The 18,782-nt window shown below is 53.2% G+C and carries 18 protein-coding genes and 1 tRNA gene; 13 read left to right on the forward strand and 6 right to left on the reverse strand.

What is annotated here, in order from left to right:
* The first annotated feature begins 387 nt into the window (after positions 1–387).
* Positions 388–2,382, forward strand: a complete 1,995-nt coding sequence (locus AC1RKC_RS04925) for a BCCT family transporter (RefSeq protein ID WP_020826185.1) — start codon at positions 388–390, stop codon at positions 2,380–2,382.
* A gap of 123 nt (positions 2,383–2,505) precedes the next feature.
* Here the strand turns inward: AC1RKC_RS04925 and AC1RKC_RS04930 are convergent.
* Positions 2,506–2,593, reverse strand: a tRNA-Ser gene (locus AC1RKC_RS04930).
* A 229-nt stretch (positions 2,594–2,822) separates the two neighbouring features.
* Here AC1RKC_RS04930 and yccA point away from each other — a divergent pair.
* A complete protein-coding gene (gene yccA, locus AC1RKC_RS04935) occupies positions 2,823–3,482 on the forward strand; it encodes an FtsH protease modulator YccA (protein WP_004942825.1) in 660 nt (219 codons plus the stop codon).
* 111 nt (positions 3,483–3,593) lie between these two features.
* A complete protein-coding gene (gene tusE, locus AC1RKC_RS04940; protein WP_020826184.1) occupies positions 3,594–3,923 on the forward strand; it encodes a sulfurtransferase TusE in 330 nt (109 codons plus the stop codon).
* Positions 3,924–3,927: 4 nt separating this feature from the next.
* Here the strand turns inward: tusE and yccX are convergent, their stop codons facing one another.
* Positions 3,928–4,206, reverse strand: coding sequence for an acylphosphatase (gene yccX / locus AC1RKC_RS04945; protein WP_020826183.1), 279 nt, complete (start codon positions 4,204–4,206; stop codon positions 3,928–3,930).
* 92 nt (positions 4,207–4,298) lie between these two features.
* On the opposite strand from yccX, the gene rlmI reads away from it, so the two are divergent.
* Positions 4,299–5,489, forward strand: coding sequence for a 23S rRNA (cytosine(1962)-C(5))-methyltransferase RlmI (gene rlmI, locus AC1RKC_RS04950; protein ID WP_044549619.1), 1,191 nt, complete (start codon positions 4,299–4,301; stop codon positions 5,487–5,489).
* Between the two features lie 61 nt (positions 5,490–5,550).
* Entirely contained in the window at positions 5,551–5,868 is a 318-nt protein-coding gene (hspQ, locus tag AC1RKC_RS04955) for a heat shock protein HspQ (RefSeq protein ID WP_020826181.1), read from the forward strand.
* 66 nt (positions 5,869–5,934) lie between these two features.
* On the opposite strand, the gene AC1RKC_RS04960 is transcribed toward hspQ, so the two are convergent.
* Positions 5,935–6,348 carry a CoA-binding protein gene (locus AC1RKC_RS04960; protein ID WP_046373973.1) on the reverse strand — a complete coding sequence of 138 codons (414 nt, stop codon included), beginning with the start codon at positions 6,346–6,348 and terminating at the stop codon, positions 5,935–5,937.
* A 260-nt stretch (positions 6,349–6,608) separates the two neighbouring features.
* On the opposite strand from AC1RKC_RS04960, the gene AC1RKC_RS04965 reads away from it, so the two are divergent.
* Positions 6,609–7,280, forward strand: a complete 672-nt coding sequence (locus tag AC1RKC_RS04965; RefSeq protein WP_046375058.1) for a DUF2057 family protein — start codon at positions 6,609–6,611, stop codon at positions 7,278–7,280.
* A gap of 120 nt (positions 7,281–7,400) precedes the next feature.
* Positions 7,401–7,859, forward strand: a complete 459-nt coding sequence (locus tag AC1RKC_RS04970) for a methylglyoxal synthase (RefSeq protein WP_020826178.1) — start codon at positions 7,401–7,403, stop codon at positions 7,857–7,859.
* Positions 7,860–7,892: 33 nt separating this feature from the next.
* Here AC1RKC_RS04970 and helD read toward each other — a convergent pair whose 3' ends face one another.
* The gene (gene helD / locus AC1RKC_RS04975) at positions 7,893–9,947 is read right to left on the reverse strand and encodes a DNA helicase IV (RefSeq protein ID WP_261138396.1); all 2,055 of its coding nucleotides are present in this window, start codon (positions 9,945–9,947) and stop codon (positions 7,893–7,895) included.
* Positions 9,948–10,113: 166 nt separating this feature from the next.
* On the opposite strand from helD, the gene AC1RKC_RS04980 reads away from it, so the two are divergent.
* Both AC1RKC_RS04980 and yccS read left to right on the forward strand, forming a co-directional pair.
* A complete protein-coding gene (locus tag AC1RKC_RS04980; RefSeq protein WP_020826176.1) occupies positions 10,114–10,566 on the forward strand; it encodes a YccF domain-containing protein in 453 nt (150 codons plus the stop codon).
* A 26-nt stretch (positions 10,567–10,592) separates the two neighbouring features.
* A complete protein-coding gene (gene yccS, locus AC1RKC_RS04985) occupies positions 10,593–12,728 on the forward strand; it encodes a YccS family putative transporter (RefSeq protein WP_261135166.1) in 2,136 nt (711 codons plus the stop codon).
* On the opposite strand, the gene AC1RKC_RS04990 is transcribed toward yccS, so the two are convergent.
* Entirely contained in the window at positions 12,729–13,388 is a 660-nt protein-coding gene (locus AC1RKC_RS04990; protein ID WP_234529341.1) for a TfoX/Sxy family DNA transformation protein, read from the reverse strand.
* Positions 13,389–13,620: 232 nt separating this feature from the next.
* Here AC1RKC_RS04990 and sulA point away from each other — a divergent pair, with 232 nt between their 5' ends.
* A complete protein-coding gene (gene sulA, locus AC1RKC_RS04995) occupies positions 13,621–14,127 on the forward strand; it encodes an SOS-induced cell division inhibitor SulA (RefSeq protein WP_020826173.1) in 507 nt (168 codons plus the stop codon).
* A 358-nt stretch (positions 14,128–14,485) separates the two neighbouring features.
* The gene (ompA, locus tag AC1RKC_RS05000; RefSeq protein WP_020826172.1) at positions 14,486–15,562 is read left to right on the forward strand and encodes a porin OmpA; all 1,077 of its coding nucleotides are present in this window, start codon (positions 14,486–14,488) and stop codon (positions 15,560–15,562) included.
* A 104-nt stretch (positions 15,563–15,666) separates the two neighbouring features.
* Here the strand turns inward: ompA and matP are convergent, their stop codons facing one another.
* Positions 15,667–16,125 (reverse strand): macrodomain Ter protein MatP, encoded by a 459-nt coding sequence (matP, locus tag AC1RKC_RS05005; protein WP_041415290.1) that lies wholly within the window; start codon positions 16,123–16,125, stop codon positions 15,667–15,669.
* A 209-nt stretch (positions 16,126–16,334) separates the two neighbouring features.
* Here matP and AC1RKC_RS05010 point away from each other — a divergent pair, with 209 nt between their 5' ends.
* Together AC1RKC_RS05010 and fabA are read left to right on the forward strand one after the other, a co-directional pair.
* Positions 16,335–18,086: an AAA family ATPase gene (locus AC1RKC_RS05010; protein WP_170868509.1), complete on the forward strand. Its 1,752-nt coding sequence runs from the start codon at positions 16,335–16,337 to the stop codon at positions 18,084–18,086.
* Between the two features lie 68 nt (positions 18,087–18,154).
* Positions 18,155–18,673: a bifunctional 3-hydroxydecanoyl-ACP dehydratase/trans-2-decenoyl-ACP isomerase gene (gene fabA, locus AC1RKC_RS05015; RefSeq protein ID WP_012006178.1), complete on the forward strand. Its 519-nt coding sequence runs from the start codon at positions 18,155–18,157 to the stop codon at positions 18,671–18,673.
* Positions 18,674–18,782 lie beyond the last annotated feature (109 nt).

The following is an 18,782-nucleotide window of genomic DNA, read 5'->3' on the forward strand; positions in this document are numbered from 1 at the left end:
GGGTTCAGGCCACTGTTATAGGGATTTCTATCATGATCTGCTCTACCTGCCGCTAAAACCCCCTTGAACTGCCTCACAAACCCTGCCCGCAGCCTGATCCTGTTTTTGCCCGCATTTTGTCATAGTGAAAACCATGCAAGTTCCTCTGCACCGGTTTTTTCCTGCAAAAAGAGTGAATTACCCTTTCTCATCGCAATGTTTTTATATAGCTAAAACGTCTAACCAAACCACTTAAAACAGCCTTTTTGACCATAAAAATGTAAATTTCCCCGATTTTTCTATATACTCGCGGAGTTTAATTTCTTGGGCAGCCTGTTTGCCCCTCTTTTTATGGAGTTGTTTTAACGGACTATCCCATTCCCTAACGGACTAGCAAGAAGGTATTCTATGAGCCAAAACGACACTGAAATTGTGGCACGTCGTAGCCATATCAATCCTCCGGTATTTTTTATATCTGCCGCTTTAATCATCGTCCTGGTGGCCTTTGCCGCCTTCTATCCTGAGTTAGCCGATCGTAAGTTCAAGGCGCTGCAACAGGGTATTTTCACTAACGCCAGCTGGTTTTACATTCTGGCGGTCGCCCTGATCCTGCTGAGCGTGACCTATCTGGGTTTATCGCGTTACGGCAATATCAAGCTCGGGCCGGATCACGCCCAGCCAGACTTCAGCTATGTTTCCTGGTTTGCCATGCTGTTTTCTGCCGGTATGGGCATTGGTCTGATGTTCTTTGGCGTCGCCGAACCGGTGATGCACTACCTTTCTCCCCCGACCGGGACACCGGAAACAGTGGAAGCGGCTAAACAGGCCATGCGCCTAACCTTCTTCCACTGGGGCCTGCATGCCTGGGCGATTTATGCCATCGTGGCGCTGATCCTGGCGTTCTTCAGCTACCGTCATGGCCTGCCCTTGACGCTGCGTTCCGCGCTTTATCCCATCATCGGCGATCGCATATACGGGCCGATTGGCCACGCAGTCGATATTTTTGCGGTAATAGGTACCGTATTCGGCGTCGCGACCTCCCTGGGCTACGGCGTGTTGCAGGTTAACGCCGGGCTTAATCACCTGTTCGGCTTGCCGATCAATGCAACGGTGCAGGTGGTGCTGATCGTGGTGATCACCGGGCTGGCAACGCTGTCGGTTGTTTCCGGGTTGGATAAGGGCATCCGCATTCTTTCCGAACTGAACCTCGGCCTGGCGGTGCTGCTGCTGGTCCTGGTGGGTACGCTCGGCCCGACCGTGCTGTTGCTGAAATCCTTTGTTGAAAATACCGGCGGCTATCTTTCCGATATCGTCAATAAAACCTTTAACCTTTACGCTTACGAGCCGAAATCCAGCAACTGGCTGGGAGGCTGGACACTGCTGTATTGGGGCTGGTGGCTATCCTGGTCACCGTTCGTCGGCATGTTTATCGCCCGCGTTTCACGCGGACGTACCATCCGTGAATTCGTTACCGGCGTGTTGTTCGTTCCGGCGGGCTTTACGCTGCTGTGGATGACCGTTTTCGGCAACAGCGCCATTAATTTGATCATGAACGAAGGCGCGCGCGATCTGGCCAATACGGTGCAAAACGACGTAGCCCTGGCGTTGTTCAACTTCCTGGAGCACTTCCCGTTCTCTAATATTCTGTCGTTTATCGCCATGGCGATGGTCGTGGTGTTCTTCGTCACGTCGGCAGACTCTGGGGCGATGGTGGTTGATACGCTGGCTTCGGGCGGTTCGGATCAAACCCCCATATGGCAGCGGATCTTTTGGGCTTCCCTGATGGGTCTGGTGGCGATTGCGTTGTTGATTGCCGGCGGTTTAAGCGCATTGCAAACCGTGACTATTGCCAGCGCCCTACCGTTTTCGATGATCCTGCTGGTCTCAATCTACGGGTTGTTAAAAGCCTTACGTATCGACGCCTACAAACGCGACAGCCAGATGATGACCACGATTGCGCCGACCGCCGCGCGCAACCCGATCTCATGGCAGCGGCGTTTGCGTAATATTGCCTATTTCCCGAAGCGTTCTCAGGTAAAACGCTTTGTCGGTGAAGTGGTTCAACCGGCGATGGCGCTGGTGGAAGCCGAACTGGCCAAGCAAAATACCACCTCCTCGATTGACGATTCGCAAGACGATCGCATCCGTTTCGAAGTCGATTTAGGGGAAGATCTGAACTTTGTCTATGAAGTGCGCCTGCGCGCTTACATTCAACCGGCCTTTGCTCTGGCGGGGTTGAAAGATGAGGAACGCGACGAGGAACATAAATACTATCGCGGTGAGGTTCATCTGAAGGAAGGGGGCCAGGATTACGATGTGATGGGCTGGACGCAAGAACAGATCATTCACGATATTCTCGACCAGTACGAGAAGCACCTGCACTTCCTGCATTTGGTGCGTTAGCGGTTGCTTTGCCAGACAAACCGTCCCAGCCGGGGCGGTTTTTTTATGGGTCCACGGCGGCGATTGCCATTTTTCAAACCCAATAAAAAACCCCGCGCTCAGAGAGCACGGGGTCATAATTTATGGCGGAGGAGCAGAGATTCGAACTCTGGAACGGTTTCCCGTCGACGGTTTTCAAGACCGTTGCCTTCAGCCACTCGGCCACCCCTCCGCAACGAGGCGAACTATAAACAGAGCTGATCCGCTTGTAAAGCCCAAGGCCGTTCAACCGAACGAAAAACCAGCACCTCACGCTTGAGCGTTGAAGAAACCGCCAACTCCGGCTCAAGGTTGCAGCAATGATAACTAAGGGTAAAGATTGGTAAACAAACTTTAATCAAACGCTTGCGCTGCCTATCATCGTCACTAATTTTGTGATGACCTGACTAAGAGAGATCATTATGGACCGTATTGTCGTCTCATCCTCCTCGCGCGACTCATTGCTGAGTACGCATAAGGTTCTGCGTAACACCTATTTTCTGCTTTCACTGACGCTGGCTTTCTCGGCGCTCACCGCAACCGCCAGCACCATGCTGGGGCTGCCGGCACCGGGCCTGCTGCTGATGCTGGTCGGCTTCTACGGGCTGATGTTCCTGACCCACAAGCTGGCTAACAGCCCTGCAGGCATCCTGGCGGCATTCGCCCTGACCGGTTTTATGGGTTATGCCCTGGGCCCCATCCTCAGTTCATTTATTAATACCGGAGCCGGCGACCTGATCATGCTGGCGCTGGGAGGCACCGCAGTGGTGTTCTTCTGCTGTTCGGCCTACGTGCTGACCACCCGCAAGGATATGTCGTTCCTGTCCGGAATGATGATGGCCGGTTTTGTAGTACTGCTGGTGGCGGTGATCGCCAATCTGTTCCTGCAGATCCCGGCCCTGCACCTGGCGATTAGCGCACTGTTTATCCTGTTCTCCGCCGGCGCCATCCTGTGGGAAACCAGCAACATTATTCACGGCGGCGAGACTAACTACATTCGCGCCACCGTCAGCCTGTACGTATCGTTGTACAACATGTTCATCAGCCTGTTGAGCATTCTGGGCTTCGCGCGCAGCAACTGATTCGGCGTCTGAGTCATACCCAAAGCCCCGCTCCGGCGGGGCTTTATTTTTTGCGGCGGTAAAAGTTTGCTAAACTGGCGGCCGTTCTGAATTACCCGTTACCGAGGCAGTATGTTGGAGTATCAAGGTCAGGTTATTGAAACTGACGCACAGGGTTACCTGAAAAACAGCGCCGACTGGCACGAGGCCCTGGCGCCGCTGCTGGCCGAGCAGGAAGAAATCACGCTAACCGAAGCGCATTGGGAAGTGGTGCGCTTCGTGCGCGGCTTTTACCTGGAATTTAATACCTCACCGGCGATCCGCATGCTGGTCAAAGCTATGGCGCAGAAGTACGGAGAGGAGAAAGGCAACAGCCGCTACCTCTATCGCCTGTTCCCCAAAGGCCCGGCCAAACAGGCAACAAAAATCGCCGGTTTGCCGAAGCCGGTAAAATGCATCTGAGACGCTAATAGCGAATGCTGAAGCCTTGATAATCTGCCGTACCGCGCGGTTCCACCAGCACGCGATCGACACGTGCGCTACGCGGACCGCCGCTTTTCAGCCATTCCACCAGTTTATCCACCTGCGGTTGCTCGCCGCAGGCCACCACCTCGACGCTGCCGTCATCAAGATTGCGCGCATATCCGCTTAACCCCAACGCCGTCGCCTGATGCTGGGTGTTGTAGCGAAACCCTACCCCTTGCACCACGCCATAGACATACGCAGCAATACAAACTTGTGTCATAATCGGCCCCTTATCGAATTTCGTTTATGGCATTTTCTGTGCGTTCGCACGGCAATGTCACTCTTTTTACCTAGCTGGCAGCATTCTTAATTATGACCGTACGCCTGTTTCTCGCCAAAGGACGTGAAAAGTCCTTACTCCGTCGCCACCCATGGGTCTTCTCCGGTGCCGTTCAACGTATTGAAGGTAAAGCCCTGTCCGGCGAAACCATCGATATTCACGACGCGCAGGGCAAATGGCTGGCGCGCGGCGCCTACTCGCCTGAATCGCAAATCCGTGCCCGTGTCTGGACTTTCCAGCAGGATGAAGACGTTAACATCGAATTCTTCATCCGCCGTTTACAGCAGGCACAAAGCTGGCGTGATTGGGTTGCGAAGCGCGACGGGTTGGACGGATACCGTCTGATCGCCGGTGAATCCGACGGCATGCCGGGCATCACCATCGATCGCTTCCAGAATTTCCTGGTATTGCAATTGCTTTCTGCCGGCGCCGAGTATCAGCGTGCTGCGCTGATTACCGCCTTGCAGCATTGCTACCCGGAATGCGCCATTTACGATCGCTCAGACGTCGCGGTGCGTAAAAAAGAAGGCCTGCCGTTGGCGCAAGGGCCGGTATTGGGTGACCTGCCCCCTGCTCTGTTGCCGATCACCGAGCATGGCATGAAGTTGCTGGTGGACATTCAGCAGGGCCATAAGACCGGTTTTTACCTCGACCAGCGCGACAGCCGCCTGGCTGCCCGTAACTATTCCGCCGGCCGCCGCGTGCTTAACTGCTTCTCTTATACCGGCGCATTCGCGGTATCTGCATTGATGGGTGGTTGCTCACAGGTCATCAGCGTAGATACGTCGCAAGCGGCGTTGGATATCGCCAAGCAGAACGTTGAACTGAACCGGTTGGATCTGAGCAAGGCCGAGTTTGTGCGCGATGACGTGTTCCAACTGCTGCGCAACTACCGCACGCAGGGTGAAAAATTCGATCTGATCATTATGGATCCGCCGAAGTTCGTCGAGAATAAAAACCAGTTGGCCAGTGCCTGCCGTGGCTATAAAGATATCAACATGTTAGCGCTTCAGTTGCTGAATCCAGGCGGTATTTTGCTGAGCTTCTCCTGCTCCGGTCTGATGCCTACCGATTTGTTCCAGAAAATTTTGGCCGATGCCGCTGTAGATGCCGGGCGTGATGTACAATTTATAGAGCAGTATCGTCAGGCTGCCGATCACCCGGTAATTGCGACTTACCCTGAAGGGCTGTATTTGAAAGGGTTTGCGTGTCGGGTGATGTAACTTGAAATACGCTGTTTTGCCCTCATATAGAGAGCAAGGCACTGTTTCTCAGGAGGTCATCATGATTGCCAGCAAATTCGGTATCGGACAACAGGTTCGGCATAAGCTGCTGGGGTACTTGGGGGTGGTAATTGATATCGACCCTGAATACTCCATGGAACAGCCTAAAGCTGATGAAATAGCGGCGAATACCGATCTACGTTTCGCCCCTTGGTACCACGTGGTGATGGAGGACGAAGAAGGCCAACCGGTGCATACCTATCTGGCAGAAGCACAGCTGGACGGCGAAGCCCAGGATGCCCATCCTGAACAACCTTCACTGGACGAGTTGGCGGAATCTATCCGTCACCAGCTCCAAGCCCCGCGCCTGCGCAACTGATTAGCCAGGCCTGAGAAACACCCAATAAGGGCCTGGCATTTGTCAGGCCTTTTCTTTTACCGGCTTTCAGCGCTCCAGACCCAGGCGAGGAAGCTCGATTTTAGGGCAACGGTCCATTACCACCTTCAATCCTGCCTCACGCGCCAATGCCTCGGCCTGTTCATTAATGACGCCAATTTGCAGCCATAACGCTTTGGCACCAATCGCAATCGCCTCTTGCGCTACGCCATACGCCGCCTCTGAATTACGGAACACATCAACCATGTCCACCGGGTGCGGAATATCTTTCAGCGTGGCATAGGCCTGTTGGCCAAGCAACGTTTGCCCTGACAGCTTGGGGCTGACCGGCGTTACCTGATATCCCTGTGACAGCAGATAAGCCATGACACCAAAGCTGGGCCGGGACGGATTATCACTGGCACCCACCAGCGCAATGGTTTTCACCTGCTTGAGCAGGTCGGCAATCTCATGGTCTTGCATCTTCGGCTCCAATCATCAACGGGCGATTTCCCTGTTCCGAGTGTACTCTATCGGCTTTAAATCGGCTAAACGCAACCATGCGGAAACTCCCAGCCACTTTTGCGGTCTGATGCTGTCACTGCCAGCATATCCGGCTCAAATAAATGTCCAAATGAAAATAAATGTGTACATTTGTAAACCAAACCGTAATGCTGAAAAACTTTGACACAATCTATGGCGTGTTCAACACTAATAGCGATGCCACTTATAAGGAGATAACCATGAAATTTGGTCTGATGGTTGCGGGGCTGCTCAGCATCAGTATCAGCATGCCTGCCGTGGCTACGACCCTGAAACTCTCCCCGGACATCGATCTGCTGGTGGTCGACGGCAAGAAAATGACAGGAGCGTTGTTAAAAGGTGCCGACAGCCTGGAGCTGGATGGCGGGCAACATCAGTTGCTGTTTAAAGTGGCCAAGTCTGTACGTTCAGGGCAGCACGAACAAACTGCCTATACCTCCCCTCCGCTGATCGCGACCTTCAGTACGCAGAATGTCAGCTCCGTTGCCATTGAGCTGCCACGCATTGAAAATGTACGTGATGGCCAAAGATTCGATAAAACGCTCAACTATCAAGTGATTGATAAGAACGGTAACGCGCTGGCGATGAAACACGACGTGCTGCATGCCGATGGCGCCACGCTCAGCGTCGATTTGGAAAAAGTCATGGCGGACTACAACAGTCAAAACCGCCCGGCCTCGGTGCCGGCTTTCACCCAGGTGCGCGCGACTACGCCTTCCTCTCCGCTCGCCAGTGCCGCGCTGAACTCCCCCACGGTCACTTTGAAGGGTGAAAACGTTTCCGAACAGATGCTGCAATACTGGTTCCAGCAGGCGGACAAAGAGACGCAAAAGCGTTTCCTCCAGTGGGCGAATAAACAGCCCGTGCGTTAAGATTACCGGCGCCTTTATTTAAAGGCGCGCTTTCTTCGCATTTTCAGGTGTAAACGCTAGGCAGTGAAAAACAGTTTCAGTAATCTGTCGCACATCCCCTGATTAGCGAAGGACATCGAGATGGAATTTACTACCCGCACTATCGCCGCGCGTAAACACATTGCGCTGGTGGCACACGATCACCGCAAACAAGCCCTGCTTGCCTGGGTTGAAGAAAACAAATCCGTCCTTGAGCATCATCAACTGTACGCCACCGGCACTACCGGTAACCTGATCCAGCGTGCCAGCGGCATTCCGGTACAGAGCATGTTAAGCGGCCCGATGGGAGGCGATCAGCAGGTCGGCGCACTGATTGCCGAGGGCAAAATAGATATGCTGATCTTCTTCTGGGATCCCCTCAATGCGGTTCCCCACGATCCGGATGTGAAAGCCCTGCTGCGTCTGGCGACGGTATGGAACATTCCCGTCGCCACCAACCGCTCAACGGCGGATTTCCTGATCGATTCTTCACTCTTCAAACGTGAAGTGGAAATTGCTATTCCTGATTATCAGCGCTATTTGCAGGATCGCCTGAAGTAACGCTCGCGGCCTGGTTTCCACCAGGCCTTAATTTTAAGGCTTCTTCTGAGCAGGAACGCCGAGATCCTGCAGTTGTTCAACGAAGACCGACGGACGTTCACGATCCTGCAGTAACCAGACCTGATGCTTGGCGCGAGTCAGCGCTACATACAGCAGTCGCCGCTCTTCGGCATCCGGGAAATCTTCCGGCTGCGGCAACAAAACATCCTCTAGTACCGACTCACGCGCGACCGCCGGAAAACCGTCGCTGCCTTGGTGCAAACCGGCGATGATCACGTACTCCGCCTGCTGCCCTTTACTGGCGTGAATGGTCATAAACTCGAGGGTCAGTTTTGGCCAACGGGTCGCCGCTTTTGCCAGCGCCTGCGGTTTCAAATGGTGATAGCGCGCCAGCACCAGAATTCGCTCATCCGGCTTGGCATAACCGCTCAGCTTGTCCAACAGATTTTCAAGCTGCTCATTCGGTAATAAAATCACCGATTTCTTATTGCCCTTGCTCAGGCTGTTCAACGGTTTTTTCAGCTGATGCGGGTTCTGTTGCACAAAACGGTTCGCGATCTCGCCGATACGATCATTGAAACGGTAAGTGGTATCGAGCGCACACTGGGCACCTTCGCCAAAGTTCTCGGCAAAGGCGGTGGTCAACGTCAGCTCGGCCCCGCTGAAGCGGTAAATGGCCTGCCAGTCGTCACCTACCGCAAACAGGCAGGTTTGTTTATTTTGTTTACGCAACGCCGCCAGTAATTGCGCACGCTGGGGTGAAATGTCCTGAAACTCGTCCACCAGGATGTGTTTCCACGGGCTGACGAACCGACCTTTCTCCAAGATATTGACCGCCTGGTGGATCAGGCCTGAGAAGTCCACCGCCCCTTCCTCTTTCAACGCCCCTTTCCAGGCCTTGAGCAAAGGAGCCATTAAGCGAATGCGTTTTGAGAACAGGTCACGGATTTCTTCATCCGCCTGTTCGATCATTTCTGCCTGGCTACCGCCGTGCATGCGCATCAGGCCCAACCAGCGTTCGAGTCTGCCGGCCAACCGCTCCGCCAGGCGCTTGTCCTGCCAAAAATCGCCTTCGGGCACTTCCCATTCCAACTCTTCAATCAACCATTGGCGCCAGCCTTTAGCCTGGGCTTTTTTCTCTGCGCACTGCTGCTGCCAATGGGCAATCAGCAAAGCCCTCCGGGCCTTGCTGTCGGTTTCCAGCTTACTGATCGCCGGCACCTTGCGGTTGCCCTGTTGGATAATCTGTAGTGCCAGCGCATGGAAGGTTTTGGCCTGGATAGCCACGCCGCCCAGCCGTTCCTGAATGCGTTCGTTCATCTCTTCCGCCGCCTGGCGACCGAATGCCAGCAGCAGTATTTGCCCAGGTTCGGCCTCCTGACGACGCAATAGCCAACCCGCGCGCGCTACCAATACCGAGGTTTTTCCGCTGCCTGCTCCGGCCAATACCAATACCGAGTCTTCACCGTTAACTACGGCGCGACTTTGCGAGTCGTTCAGCGGTGAGCTTTCGATGTTCTGGAAGAAATCATGATGCGTCTCCAGCATCCGTTCGGTCCACTGCCGGTTACGCTGCTCCACGCTGTGCAACCCGTGCTGCAGCCATTGGCGGCAGAGTTGATAATCTTCCCGACAGTTGTCAAATTCCTCCAGCCGTGCGACCGGCATTGGCAAAGCACCGAAAGACTGGCGAATCTGTTGCTGCAACTTGCCCAGTTCGGATTTCTTAAACCACTTATCCTGTTGCTCAATTCGCTGAATATGTTCGACCTGTTGCTGCAAAACGCCGGCGCTGACCTCGCTCATCTCAGCGCTCCATTGCTGCCAGGCCTGCTGGAGGTAATGATAGAAACGCTGAGTTTCCTGCCATTCAGTCCCGTGCAGGCGTACCACTTTTTCATCCGGCAGCTCAAACTCCAGCTCGCCCCAGACGATGCCGCGCTTGCATCTAACCTGAATCAACTGATTGAAAGGGATAAGGTATTCATGCTTTTCACCGCTCACCTCGACCCCGGCGTGCAGCAACCGCACGCGGTTATAAGGATGCTGAGCCAGGTGTTTCCCCAGCGATGTCGCTTTAAGTTCCATATCTTCGCGCCATGACTATGTTGAGATTAAATAACGGATATCTGCCAGTTTACCTGCGATAAGCAGTGGCACTCTAGCGCTAAAAAAAGGGTAGAATAGATTTTGCGTTTTGATAGCAAACGCAACCGCATCGCGGTTTGGCCATCATTAGAGCAGAATGACGACTATGCGTACTGTACTGAATATTCTTAATTTTGTGTTGGGCGGTTTTGTCACTACCCTGGGCTGGCTGATCGCCACGGTATTTAGCGTGCTGTTGATCATCACCCTGCCACTGACTCGCTCCTGCTGGGAGATCACCAAGCTGTCGTTACTGCCGTTCGGTAATGAAGCTATTCACGTTAATGAGCTTTACCCGGAAAAAAGTAATGCGCTGCTTTCCGCCAGCGGCTCGCTGCTGAATATTGTCTGGCTGATCCTGTTCGGCTGGTGGCTCTGCCTGTCGCATATCGCCGCCGGTATTGTGCAGTGCGTAACTATTATTGGCATTCCGGTGGGCATTGCCAATTTCAAAATCGCCGCCATTGCCCTGTGGCCGGTTGGGCGTCGCGTGGTCTCAGTAGAAATGGCGCAACAGGCCAGAACTGAAAATGCCCGTCGTCAGTATCAGCAGCGTTAATTTTTTCTCCGCCCGAGGAGTTTTTTGTGCTCTCTTTTGCACCAGCAATACGCCGTTATGCCTACAACAGCAACCTGCTTTATGACCTGCGTATTTTTATTGCGCTGGCCGGCGCAGCCGCCGTCCCCTGGTGGCTCGGTATTCCGAAACTCACTATTCCCCTGACTCTGGGGGTGGTGGCGGCGGCGTTGACCGATTTGGACGACCGCCTGACCGGCAGACTACGCAACTTGCTGATTACGCTGGTGTGTTTTTTTGTTGCCTCCGCCTCCATTGAACTGCTGTTTCCCTATCCCTGGCTGTTCGCGCTTGGCCTGACGACTTCCACCTGTGGCTTTATTCTGCTAGGTGCTCTGGGGCAACGTTACGCCACCATTGCATTTGGTGCCTTGCTGATCGCGGTTTACACCATGCTCGGCACTTCGATGTATGACGCCTGGTATCAACAGCCTATGCTGCTGATCATTGGTGCCCTGTGGTACAACCTGTTGACGCTGATAGGTCATCTGATCTTCCCTATCCGCCCTTTACAGGAAAACCTGGCGCGTTGTTACGACCAGTTGGCGAATTATCTGGACGCCAAAGCCAATCTGTTTGATCCCGACGCCGAACAGGATGCAGACCTGCCCTGGATGGACGTTGCCATGGCCAACAGCACGCTGGTGACTATCCTCAACCAAACCAAAGCTTCATTGCTGACGCGGTTAAAAGGCGATCGCGGCCAACGAGGCACCCGCCGGACACTGCATTATTACTTCGTTGCGCAGGACATCCATGAACGCGCCAGCTCCGCGCACGTTCAATACCAGGCGCTAAGCCGACAATTCCGTCATAGCGATATCCTGTTCCGCTTTCAGCGCTTGCTCAGCATGCAGGCTCGCGCCTGCCAGCAGTTGGCCCAGTCGATTTTGATGCGGCAAAAATATCAGCATAACATTCGCTTCGAACCTGCCTTTGCTCGCATTGATGAAGCTTTGGCTCGCGTTACCCTGACCCCGGAAAATCGCGAGTTGACCAAGGCGCTGTCGCACCTGTTGAAAAATTTGCGCGCGATTGACGCACAGCTGGCAAATATTGAATCCGAACAGGCATTGGCCAACGGCCAGGTGGAAGAGAACAGCCTGTCGGATGACCGGCTCACCGGCTGGAGCGATATTCGCTTGCGCATCAGCCGCCATCTGACGCCGCAATCGGCCTTGTTCCGCCATGCCATTCGCATGTCTGTGGTGCTGTGTATTGGTTATGCCTTTATTCAATTTACAGGGATGCAGCATGGTTATTGGATCCTGTTAACCAGCCTGTTTGTCTGCCAACCCAACTACAACGCTACTCGCCGCAGGCTGGCATTGAGGATAATCGGCACACTGGCCGGTATTCTTGTCGGGCTGCCAATCCTCTATTTTGTGCCCTCGGTGGAAGGCCAACTGGTGCTGATTGTGATTAGCGGCGTTTTGTTTTTTGCTTTTCGCACCGTGCAGTACGCACATGCCACCATGTTTATCACCCTGCTGGTATTGCTGTGCTTTAACCTACTGGGCGAAGGTTTCGAAGTCGCCGCACCGCGCGTATACGACACGCTTTTGGGTTGCGCCATCGCTTGGGCCGCGGTCAGCTTTATCTGGCCTGACTGGAAATTCCGTCAATTGCCGACGGTGGTCAGTAAAACGCTGAACGCTAATTGCCGTTATCTTGATGCCATTCTGGTGCAATACCATCAGGGCAAAGACAACGGCCTTGCGTATCGTATTGCTCGTCGGGATGCGCACAACAGTGATGCAGAGCTGGCATCGGTGATTTCAAATATGTCTGCCGATCCCAAGGCTAATAAGGCTATTCAGGACGCTGCATTCCGCCTGCTTTGTTTGAACCACACCTTATTGAGCTATATCTCTGCGCTCGGTGCACACCGTGAACGCCTGAATAACCCTGCGACCTTGGATCTGCTGAATGATGCCGTTTGCTATGTCGATGGTGCCCTGCACCAGGAGGAGCAGGACAACCGGCGCATCACTCAGGCATTAGAAAGCTTGGCAGAACGTATTCAACACGCAACGCCGGAGCCGGAAAGTAAAGATCAATTGGTACTGCAGCAGATTGGGTTGGTGATTGAACTCTTGCCGGAACTGACGATGCTTAATACGCAAATAGGTAAATCGGCATAATCATTCGGGGCTATTTATCAGGCCCCTTATTGTTGGATTGTGACCGTGGCTCAGCAACATCATGGTACGTTCGAACCATTGCGTCAGTTCACTGCGCAATTGCGAAGGCAAGGCCGCATGATGGTAACCGGCAATGGCCCCACCCAATGATAGCAGCACCCGTAGCCCTAAATTCTTTTGCTGTTGCAACAGCCTCAGATAGCTGCGCTTAGCCCCATTGAGTCGTAAATCATAAACATTACGAATACCGGCTCGCCACAGCAGGCGCTCCATATTGATGTCGATATTCGGTAAGGTTTTTAATCGACTCTGATTGTCAGCTTTAACCTCAAGCTCCCGCCGCGCCTCCCGGATGGCTTGCCAGGCCAATCCTATCAGCTCCTCCCTGTCTCGCCACATGGCTTCATCCACCCAGTAATAGCGCATGGTAATTGGCACCCCGCGTTTGGAGTAGACCATATTGACCATGCCGCGCGAACGGAAGACAGATTCCAGCCCTTCCGTAGCGCGGAGATAAAGCTCTCCTTCGGCGATCACGGCAAACATGATGCCGTCAGCCAGTATGCCATAGCCTCCGAACTGTGAGCGTGTGGTGATACCGCCCAATGCGTAAAAACAGGCTTTGGCCTGTGCGATCCTTCCCGTTGATGTCCCTTTCATAACGTTCTCCTGGTGTAGGTTACCGTTCTATCATTTCCCGTATCAATGAAATAAAACTAACGCGAACAAGTAATTAGAAAAATACGCACTATCCGTGGTCATGCCAATCATAAAAGTTGATCGTATAAAAAATGATCGCGATTATGCGAGGTGCCACGAAGATTTGGGTTGATCTTAATGGCAACTGGATGTACTGTATAAACATACAGTGACACTACGGGCGGGATACTTTATGCGTACTCAATCACTCTACAAAACCCATTTCAGCCACACCTCTTTTGCGGTGAACAATGCTGCAGAAAACACAGATGCCGGCAACAAGAATGGCCTTATCAGTGAACTTGTTTACAACGAGCATCAGCCCGCAGTGGCGCAACTGTTGCTGCCTTTGCTACAGCAGTTGGGCATGCAGTCGCGCTGGTTGTTATGGCTGACTCCACAGCAAAAGCTGAGCAAACGGTGGCTACAGCAGTCCGGCCTGCCGGTTGGGAAAGTGGTGCAGCTGAGCCAAATCAGTCCGCTGGACACTGTCGAAGCGATGGAAAAAGCGTTACTGACGGGAAATTACAGTGTCGTACTCGGCTGGCTGCCCGATCTTACAGAAGAAGATCGTCTAAAATTAAGACGTGCGGCAGAATTAGGTAACGCTTATGGGTTCATTATGCGTCCTCAACGTGACATAAACCCGGTTCACGGACAGTGTTCCACCCTAAAAATTCACTCTTCTTTGTATCATTAAGTAAATTTAGGATTTTTCCCATCATTTTCATCATTCTTCAAGGGAACCTTTATGGGATCAGGGGCAAAGCGAGTGCGGCTGCGGTTCCGCGCCCCAAAACGAACGTCAAAATGCTCGTTTTTTTGCCGGTTAATGTTAGTAAATATGTACGATTCCGCGTTTTTTTTTAGAGCTTTATCACATCACACTTGTAACTTTCGCGCCACGTTGTAGACTTTACATCGCCAAGGTTGCTCTATAACGCCAGATAAACTGGCCGAGTAACAAACGAGGGCTCAAACCTTGGCGAAGGAATTTAACCAAGGGCTTAAAACAGCTTTAAAGCTCATTGCCTATTTGGATGATAACGAGGCGCAAAATGAAAAAGACAGCTATCGCATTAGCAGTGGCACTGGCTGGTTTCGCTACCGTAGCGCAAGCCGCCCCAAAAGATAATACCTGGTACACCGGTGCTAAACTGGGCTGGTCCCAGTACCATGACACTGGTTTCTACGGCAACGGTTACCAGAATGGTATCGGCAATGGTCCGACCCATAAAGATCAACTGGGTGCTGGCGCGTTCCTGGGTTACCAGGCGAACCAATACCTGGGCTTCGAGCTGGGCTATGACTGGCTTGGCCGTATGCCTTACAAAGGCAGCGTGAACAACGGTGCTTTCAAAGCACAGGGCGTTCAACTGGCAGCTAAACTGAGCTACCCAATCATCGACGATCTGGACATCTACACTCGTCTGGGTGGTATGGTATGGCGTGCAGATTCCAAAGCTAACTACGGCAATGGCACTCGTCTGAGCGACCACGACACTGGCGTTTCTCCGCTGGCTGCAGTGGGTGTTGAGTACGCACTGACCAAAAACTGGGCTACTCGCCTGGACTACCAATTCGTTAGCAACATCGGTGATGCAGGTACTGTCGGCGCACGTCCAGACAACACCATGCTGAGCCTGGGTGTTTCTTACCGTTTCGGTCAGGATGATGTTGTTGCTCCAGCACCAGCTCCGGCTCCAGCTCCAGTTGTTGAAACCAAGCGTTTCACTCTGAAGTCTGACGTGCTGTTCAACTTCAACAAATCCACTCTGAAAGCAGAAGGCCAACAGGCTCTGGACCAGCTGTACACTCAGCTGAGCTCCATGGATCCTAAAGATGGTTCTGTTGTAGTTCTGGGTTACACCGACGCCGTTGGTTCTGACCAGTACAACCAGAAACTGTCTGAAAAACGCGCTCAAAGCGTTGTTGACTACCTGGTATCTAAAGGTATTCCTTCAGACAAAATCTCTGCACGTGGTATGGGCGAAGCTGATTCCGTCACTGGTAACACCTGTGGCTACAAAGCTGGCCGTGCTACCAAAGCACAGATCGATTGCCTGGCACCAGATCGTCGCGTAGAGATCGAAGTTAAAGGTATCAAAGACGTTGTAACTCAGCCACAAGGCTAAGCTACCACTCTTAGTAAAAAACCCCGCTATGCGGGGTTTTTTTTTCGCTCAAAATCAGCGTAACTGGCTACGTGCCCCCTTTCAAGGAATCACGGAGCGGGGACTTACTGTTCGTCTTTACCGAGAATGGCTTTTAAATCCTGTTTCAGCGATGACATCTGACTGGCATACTTCTCTTTACGTTCCGCATCTTCAATCAACTGAACCACGGTTTCTGACAAAGTCACGCCACGGCGACGAGCCAGGCCAGCCAAACGCTGCCAAACCAAAAACTCCAGATCGATAGATTTTTTACGCGTATGTTGGTGTTCTGCGTTAAAATGACGTTTACGCCGTGCGCGGATCGTCTGCTTCATCCGGTTATCCAGTTCCGGATTCATATGGTGGCTAATCCACGTCAGCACTTTTACCGGCTCATTTTCCAGCTTCAGCAGCTCTTCAATGGCTTCCTGAGCAACGCTGTTTTCAATGTGGCGGGTAATAGCTTCCCCTTCCCGGTGCTTCTTCACCAGGTACTTCCATTTCCAACCGCTCTCCAGATTTTCCAGTTGCTGATATTTCATCGTGAGCTCTTCAGTGACCGCGTAACTTTAATTAAGCATAACAGCTTTGCGCCGAATTTCCCCGGCAATTCCCCCGCTTTTAGACTGTTTTTTGCACAGTCATCGCTCGATGTCAAACTCCCTGACACCAACTACGACTCTGCATGTATCAAGCTGTCATTATTCTTGTATAATCGCCCTTTCCCTTTTTGACGATTGCATCTAACACTTTGACCAATAACCGACTTGAATGGCAATCACTGTTGCCGGACGTTACGCCTTATCAAGCGATATTTGATACCGCCGCGCAGTTGGCGCCCGTGTCCTTTGCTTCCATTCAGCCTCGGCTGGAAAATGCACTGACGCTGTTTTGCCATCCACAGTCGCCACCGCGTTTCATGCTGTTGAAAGCGCAGGAAACGCGTGAGTATCTGGCATTGATAGCCCAGGCAGTTGAACAACTGCAACCGCAGAATACCGCGTTTAAGGGCAGTCACTATGTGATCCAGGGCAGCAAAGTCAGCGTTGAGCCCGCAAGCCAGGGTGATGAAGCCTTTGCGGCCGGTGGCGCCTGTGTGTTTCAGGAGTGGATTGAGCCGGAGCAGCTGTTTGGCTGCGTCAGGATCCACAACAATGAAATCAGCTTGCAACCTGGCCTGGTGCATAAAGCCAACGGTGGCGTGCTGATCCTGTCGGCACGTTCCCTGCTGGCTCAGCCGTTACTGTGGCTGCGGTTGAAGCAAATGATCACCCAGCGCCAATTCCATTGGGTTTCCCCGGATGAAACGCGACCGCTGCCGATTGCCATTCCCCCGATGCCGTTGGAATTACGGCTAATCGTTGTGGGCGATCGCCACGGTCTGGCCGATTTCCATGATATCGAGCCGGAGCTGAGCGAGCAGGCGGTCTACGGCGAATACGAAGAAGATCTGCAACTCACCGAAATCGATGACATGGTGCAATGGTGTGGCTACGTCAATGCCCTTATCGACGAGAAGCAATTACCACCGCTGGCCGCCGATGCCTGGTATCCGTTAATGGTTCAAGCCGTGCGTCACAGCGGCGATCAGGGCAATCTGCCGCTCTCCCCGCTGTGGATCAGCCAACAACTTTCTGAAGCGGCACTGTATGCCGAGGAAGAGAGCATCACCGCCAAAGCATTCGAAGCCGCATTGAATGCCCGCGAGTGGCGTGAAAGCTACCTCGCAGAGCGGATGCAGGATGAAATTGAGCTGGGCCAAATCCTGATTGAAACCGAGGGGGAAGTCGTCGGCCAGATCAACGGCCTGTCGGTGTTGGAATATCCTGGCCACCCACGCAGCTTTGGCGAACCATCTCGCATCAGCTGTGTGGTGCATCTTGGCGATGGCGAATTTACCGACGTCGAGCGCAAAGCCGAACTTGGCGGCAATCTGCATGCTAAAGGCATGATGATTATGCAGGCGTTCCTGATTTCCGAACTGGAACTGGACCAGCCGCTGCCCTTCTCGGCTTCAATCGTGTTTGAGCAATCTTACGGCGAAGTGGATGGCGACAGCGCCTCACTGGCCGAGTTATGTGCGCTTATCAGTGCACTCTCGTCGCAGCCAATTACCCAGCAAATTGCGGTAACCGGCTCCGTCGACCAATTCGGCAATGTACAGCCTATTGGCGGCGTCAACGAGAAGATCGAAGGCTTTTTCGAAGTTTGCCAACGTCGCGGTTTGACAGGCAAACAGGGCATCATCATGCCCGCTACCAACGTGCGCCACCTGTGTCTACGCCAGGACGTAGTCGATGCGGTGCGCGAGGGGCAATTCCATCTGTGGGCCGTCGACAGCGCCGCAGAGGCCTTGCCATTACTCACCGGTTATCCTTACTCTGATGAACAGCAACCTAATCTGTTGGCTGCGATTCAGGAACGGATTGCACAGGTGAATCCGCAGGAACGCCGGCGCTGGCCGTGGCCACTTCGTTGGCTCAACTGGTTCAACCACGGCTGATCGGACTTGTTCAGCGTACACGTGTAAGCTAATCTGCGCCCTTCATTAAAATAAGGTTTACTGAGAACATGGTAGAAAAACGCGACTCCTATACGAAAGAAGACCTCGAAGCATCCGGCCGTGGCGAGCTGTTTGGCGCCGGCGGCCCGCCGTTGCCGGCAGGTAACATGTTGATGATGGACCGCGTGGTCAAGATGACCGAAGACGGTGGTACCCACAACAAAGGCTATGTGGAAGCGGAACTGGATATCAATCCTGACCTGTGGTTCTTCGGTTGCCACTTTATCGGCGATCCAGTGATGCCAGGCTGCCTGGGTCTGGATGCCATGTGGCAGTTGGTAGGCTTCTACCTCGGCTGGCTGGGTGGCGAAGGCAAAGGTCGTGCGCTGGGCGTGGGTGAAGTTAAATTCACCGGCCAGGTATTGCCGACTGCGAAGAAAGTCACCTACCGCATCAACTTCAAACGCGTGATCATCCGTAAGCTGATTATGGGTGTGGCTGATGGTGAAGTTCTGGTCGACGGCCAGGTGATTTACACCGCCAGCGATCTTAAAGTGGGCCTGTTCAAGGACACTGCTGCGTTCTAATCGCAGTCACGGCGGCCCTTCCCGGTCGCCGTTTTATTTCCCCGCCATTATCGTGCCCTGTGCTTTTAAACCCCAGGTTCATGGCGGCTAAATAGTAACTACAATTATT

Source organism: Serratia sp. GW822-FHT06E05 (assembly GCF_058799445.1).

Bases quoted from the DNA above. Each gene is read 5' to 3' on its own strand.
- fabA (WP_012006178.1), top strand. From the start codon at position 18,155: ATGGTAGAAAAACGCGACTCCTATACGAAAGAAGACCTCGAAGCATCC.
- yccA (WP_004942825.1), top strand. From the start codon at position 2,823: ATGGACCGTATTGTCGTCTCATCCTCCTCGCGCGACTCATTGCTGAGT.
- AC1RKC_RS04925 (WP_020826185.1), top strand. From the start codon at position 388: ATGAGCCAAAACGACACTGAAATTGTGGCACGTCGTAGCCATATCAAT.
- AC1RKC_RS04970 (WP_020826178.1), top strand. From the start codon at position 7,401: ATGGAATTTACTACCCGCACTATCGCCGCGCGTAAACACATTGCGCTG.
- AC1RKC_RS04960 (WP_046373973.1), bottom strand. From the start codon at position 6,348: ATGCAAGACCATGAGATTGCCGACCTGCTCAAGCAGGTGAAAACCATT.
- hspQ (WP_020826181.1), top strand. From the start codon at position 5,551: ATGATTGCCAGCAAATTCGGTATCGGACAACAGGTTCGGCATAAGCTG.
- AC1RKC_RS04990 (WP_234529341.1), bottom strand. From the start codon at position 13,388: ATGAAAGGGACATCAACGGGAAGGATCGCACAGGCCAAAGCCTGTTTT.
- AC1RKC_RS04965 (WP_046375058.1), top strand. From the start codon at position 6,609: ATGAAATTTGGTCTGATGGTTGCGGGGCTGCTCAGCATCAGTATCAGC.
- yccX (WP_020826183.1), bottom strand. From the start codon at position 4,206: ATGACACAAGTTTGTATTGCTGCGTATGTCTATGGCGTGGTGCAAGGG.
- rlmI (WP_044549619.1), top strand. From the start codon at position 4,299: ATGACCGTACGCCTGTTTCTCGCCAAAGGACGTGAAAAGTCCTTACTC.
- matP (WP_041415290.1), bottom strand. From the start codon at position 16,125: ATGAAATATCAGCAACTGGAAAATCTGGAGAGCGGTTGGAAATGGAAG.
- sulA (WP_020826173.1), top strand. From the start codon at position 13,621: ATGCGTACTCAATCACTCTACAAAACCCATTTCAGCCACACCTCTTTT.
- tusE (WP_020826184.1), top strand. From the start codon at position 3,594: ATGTTGGAGTATCAAGGTCAGGTTATTGAAACTGACGCACAGGGTTAC.
- helD (WP_261138396.1), bottom strand. From the start codon at position 9,947: ATGGAACTTAAAGCGACATCGCTGGGGAAACACCTGGCTCAGCATCCT.
- ompA (WP_020826172.1), top strand. From the start codon at position 14,486: ATGAAAAAGACAGCTATCGCATTAGCAGTGGCACTGGCTGGTTTCGCT.
- AC1RKC_RS04980 (WP_020826176.1), top strand. From the start codon at position 10,114: ATGCGTACTGTACTGAATATTCTTAATTTTGTGTTGGGCGGTTTTGTC.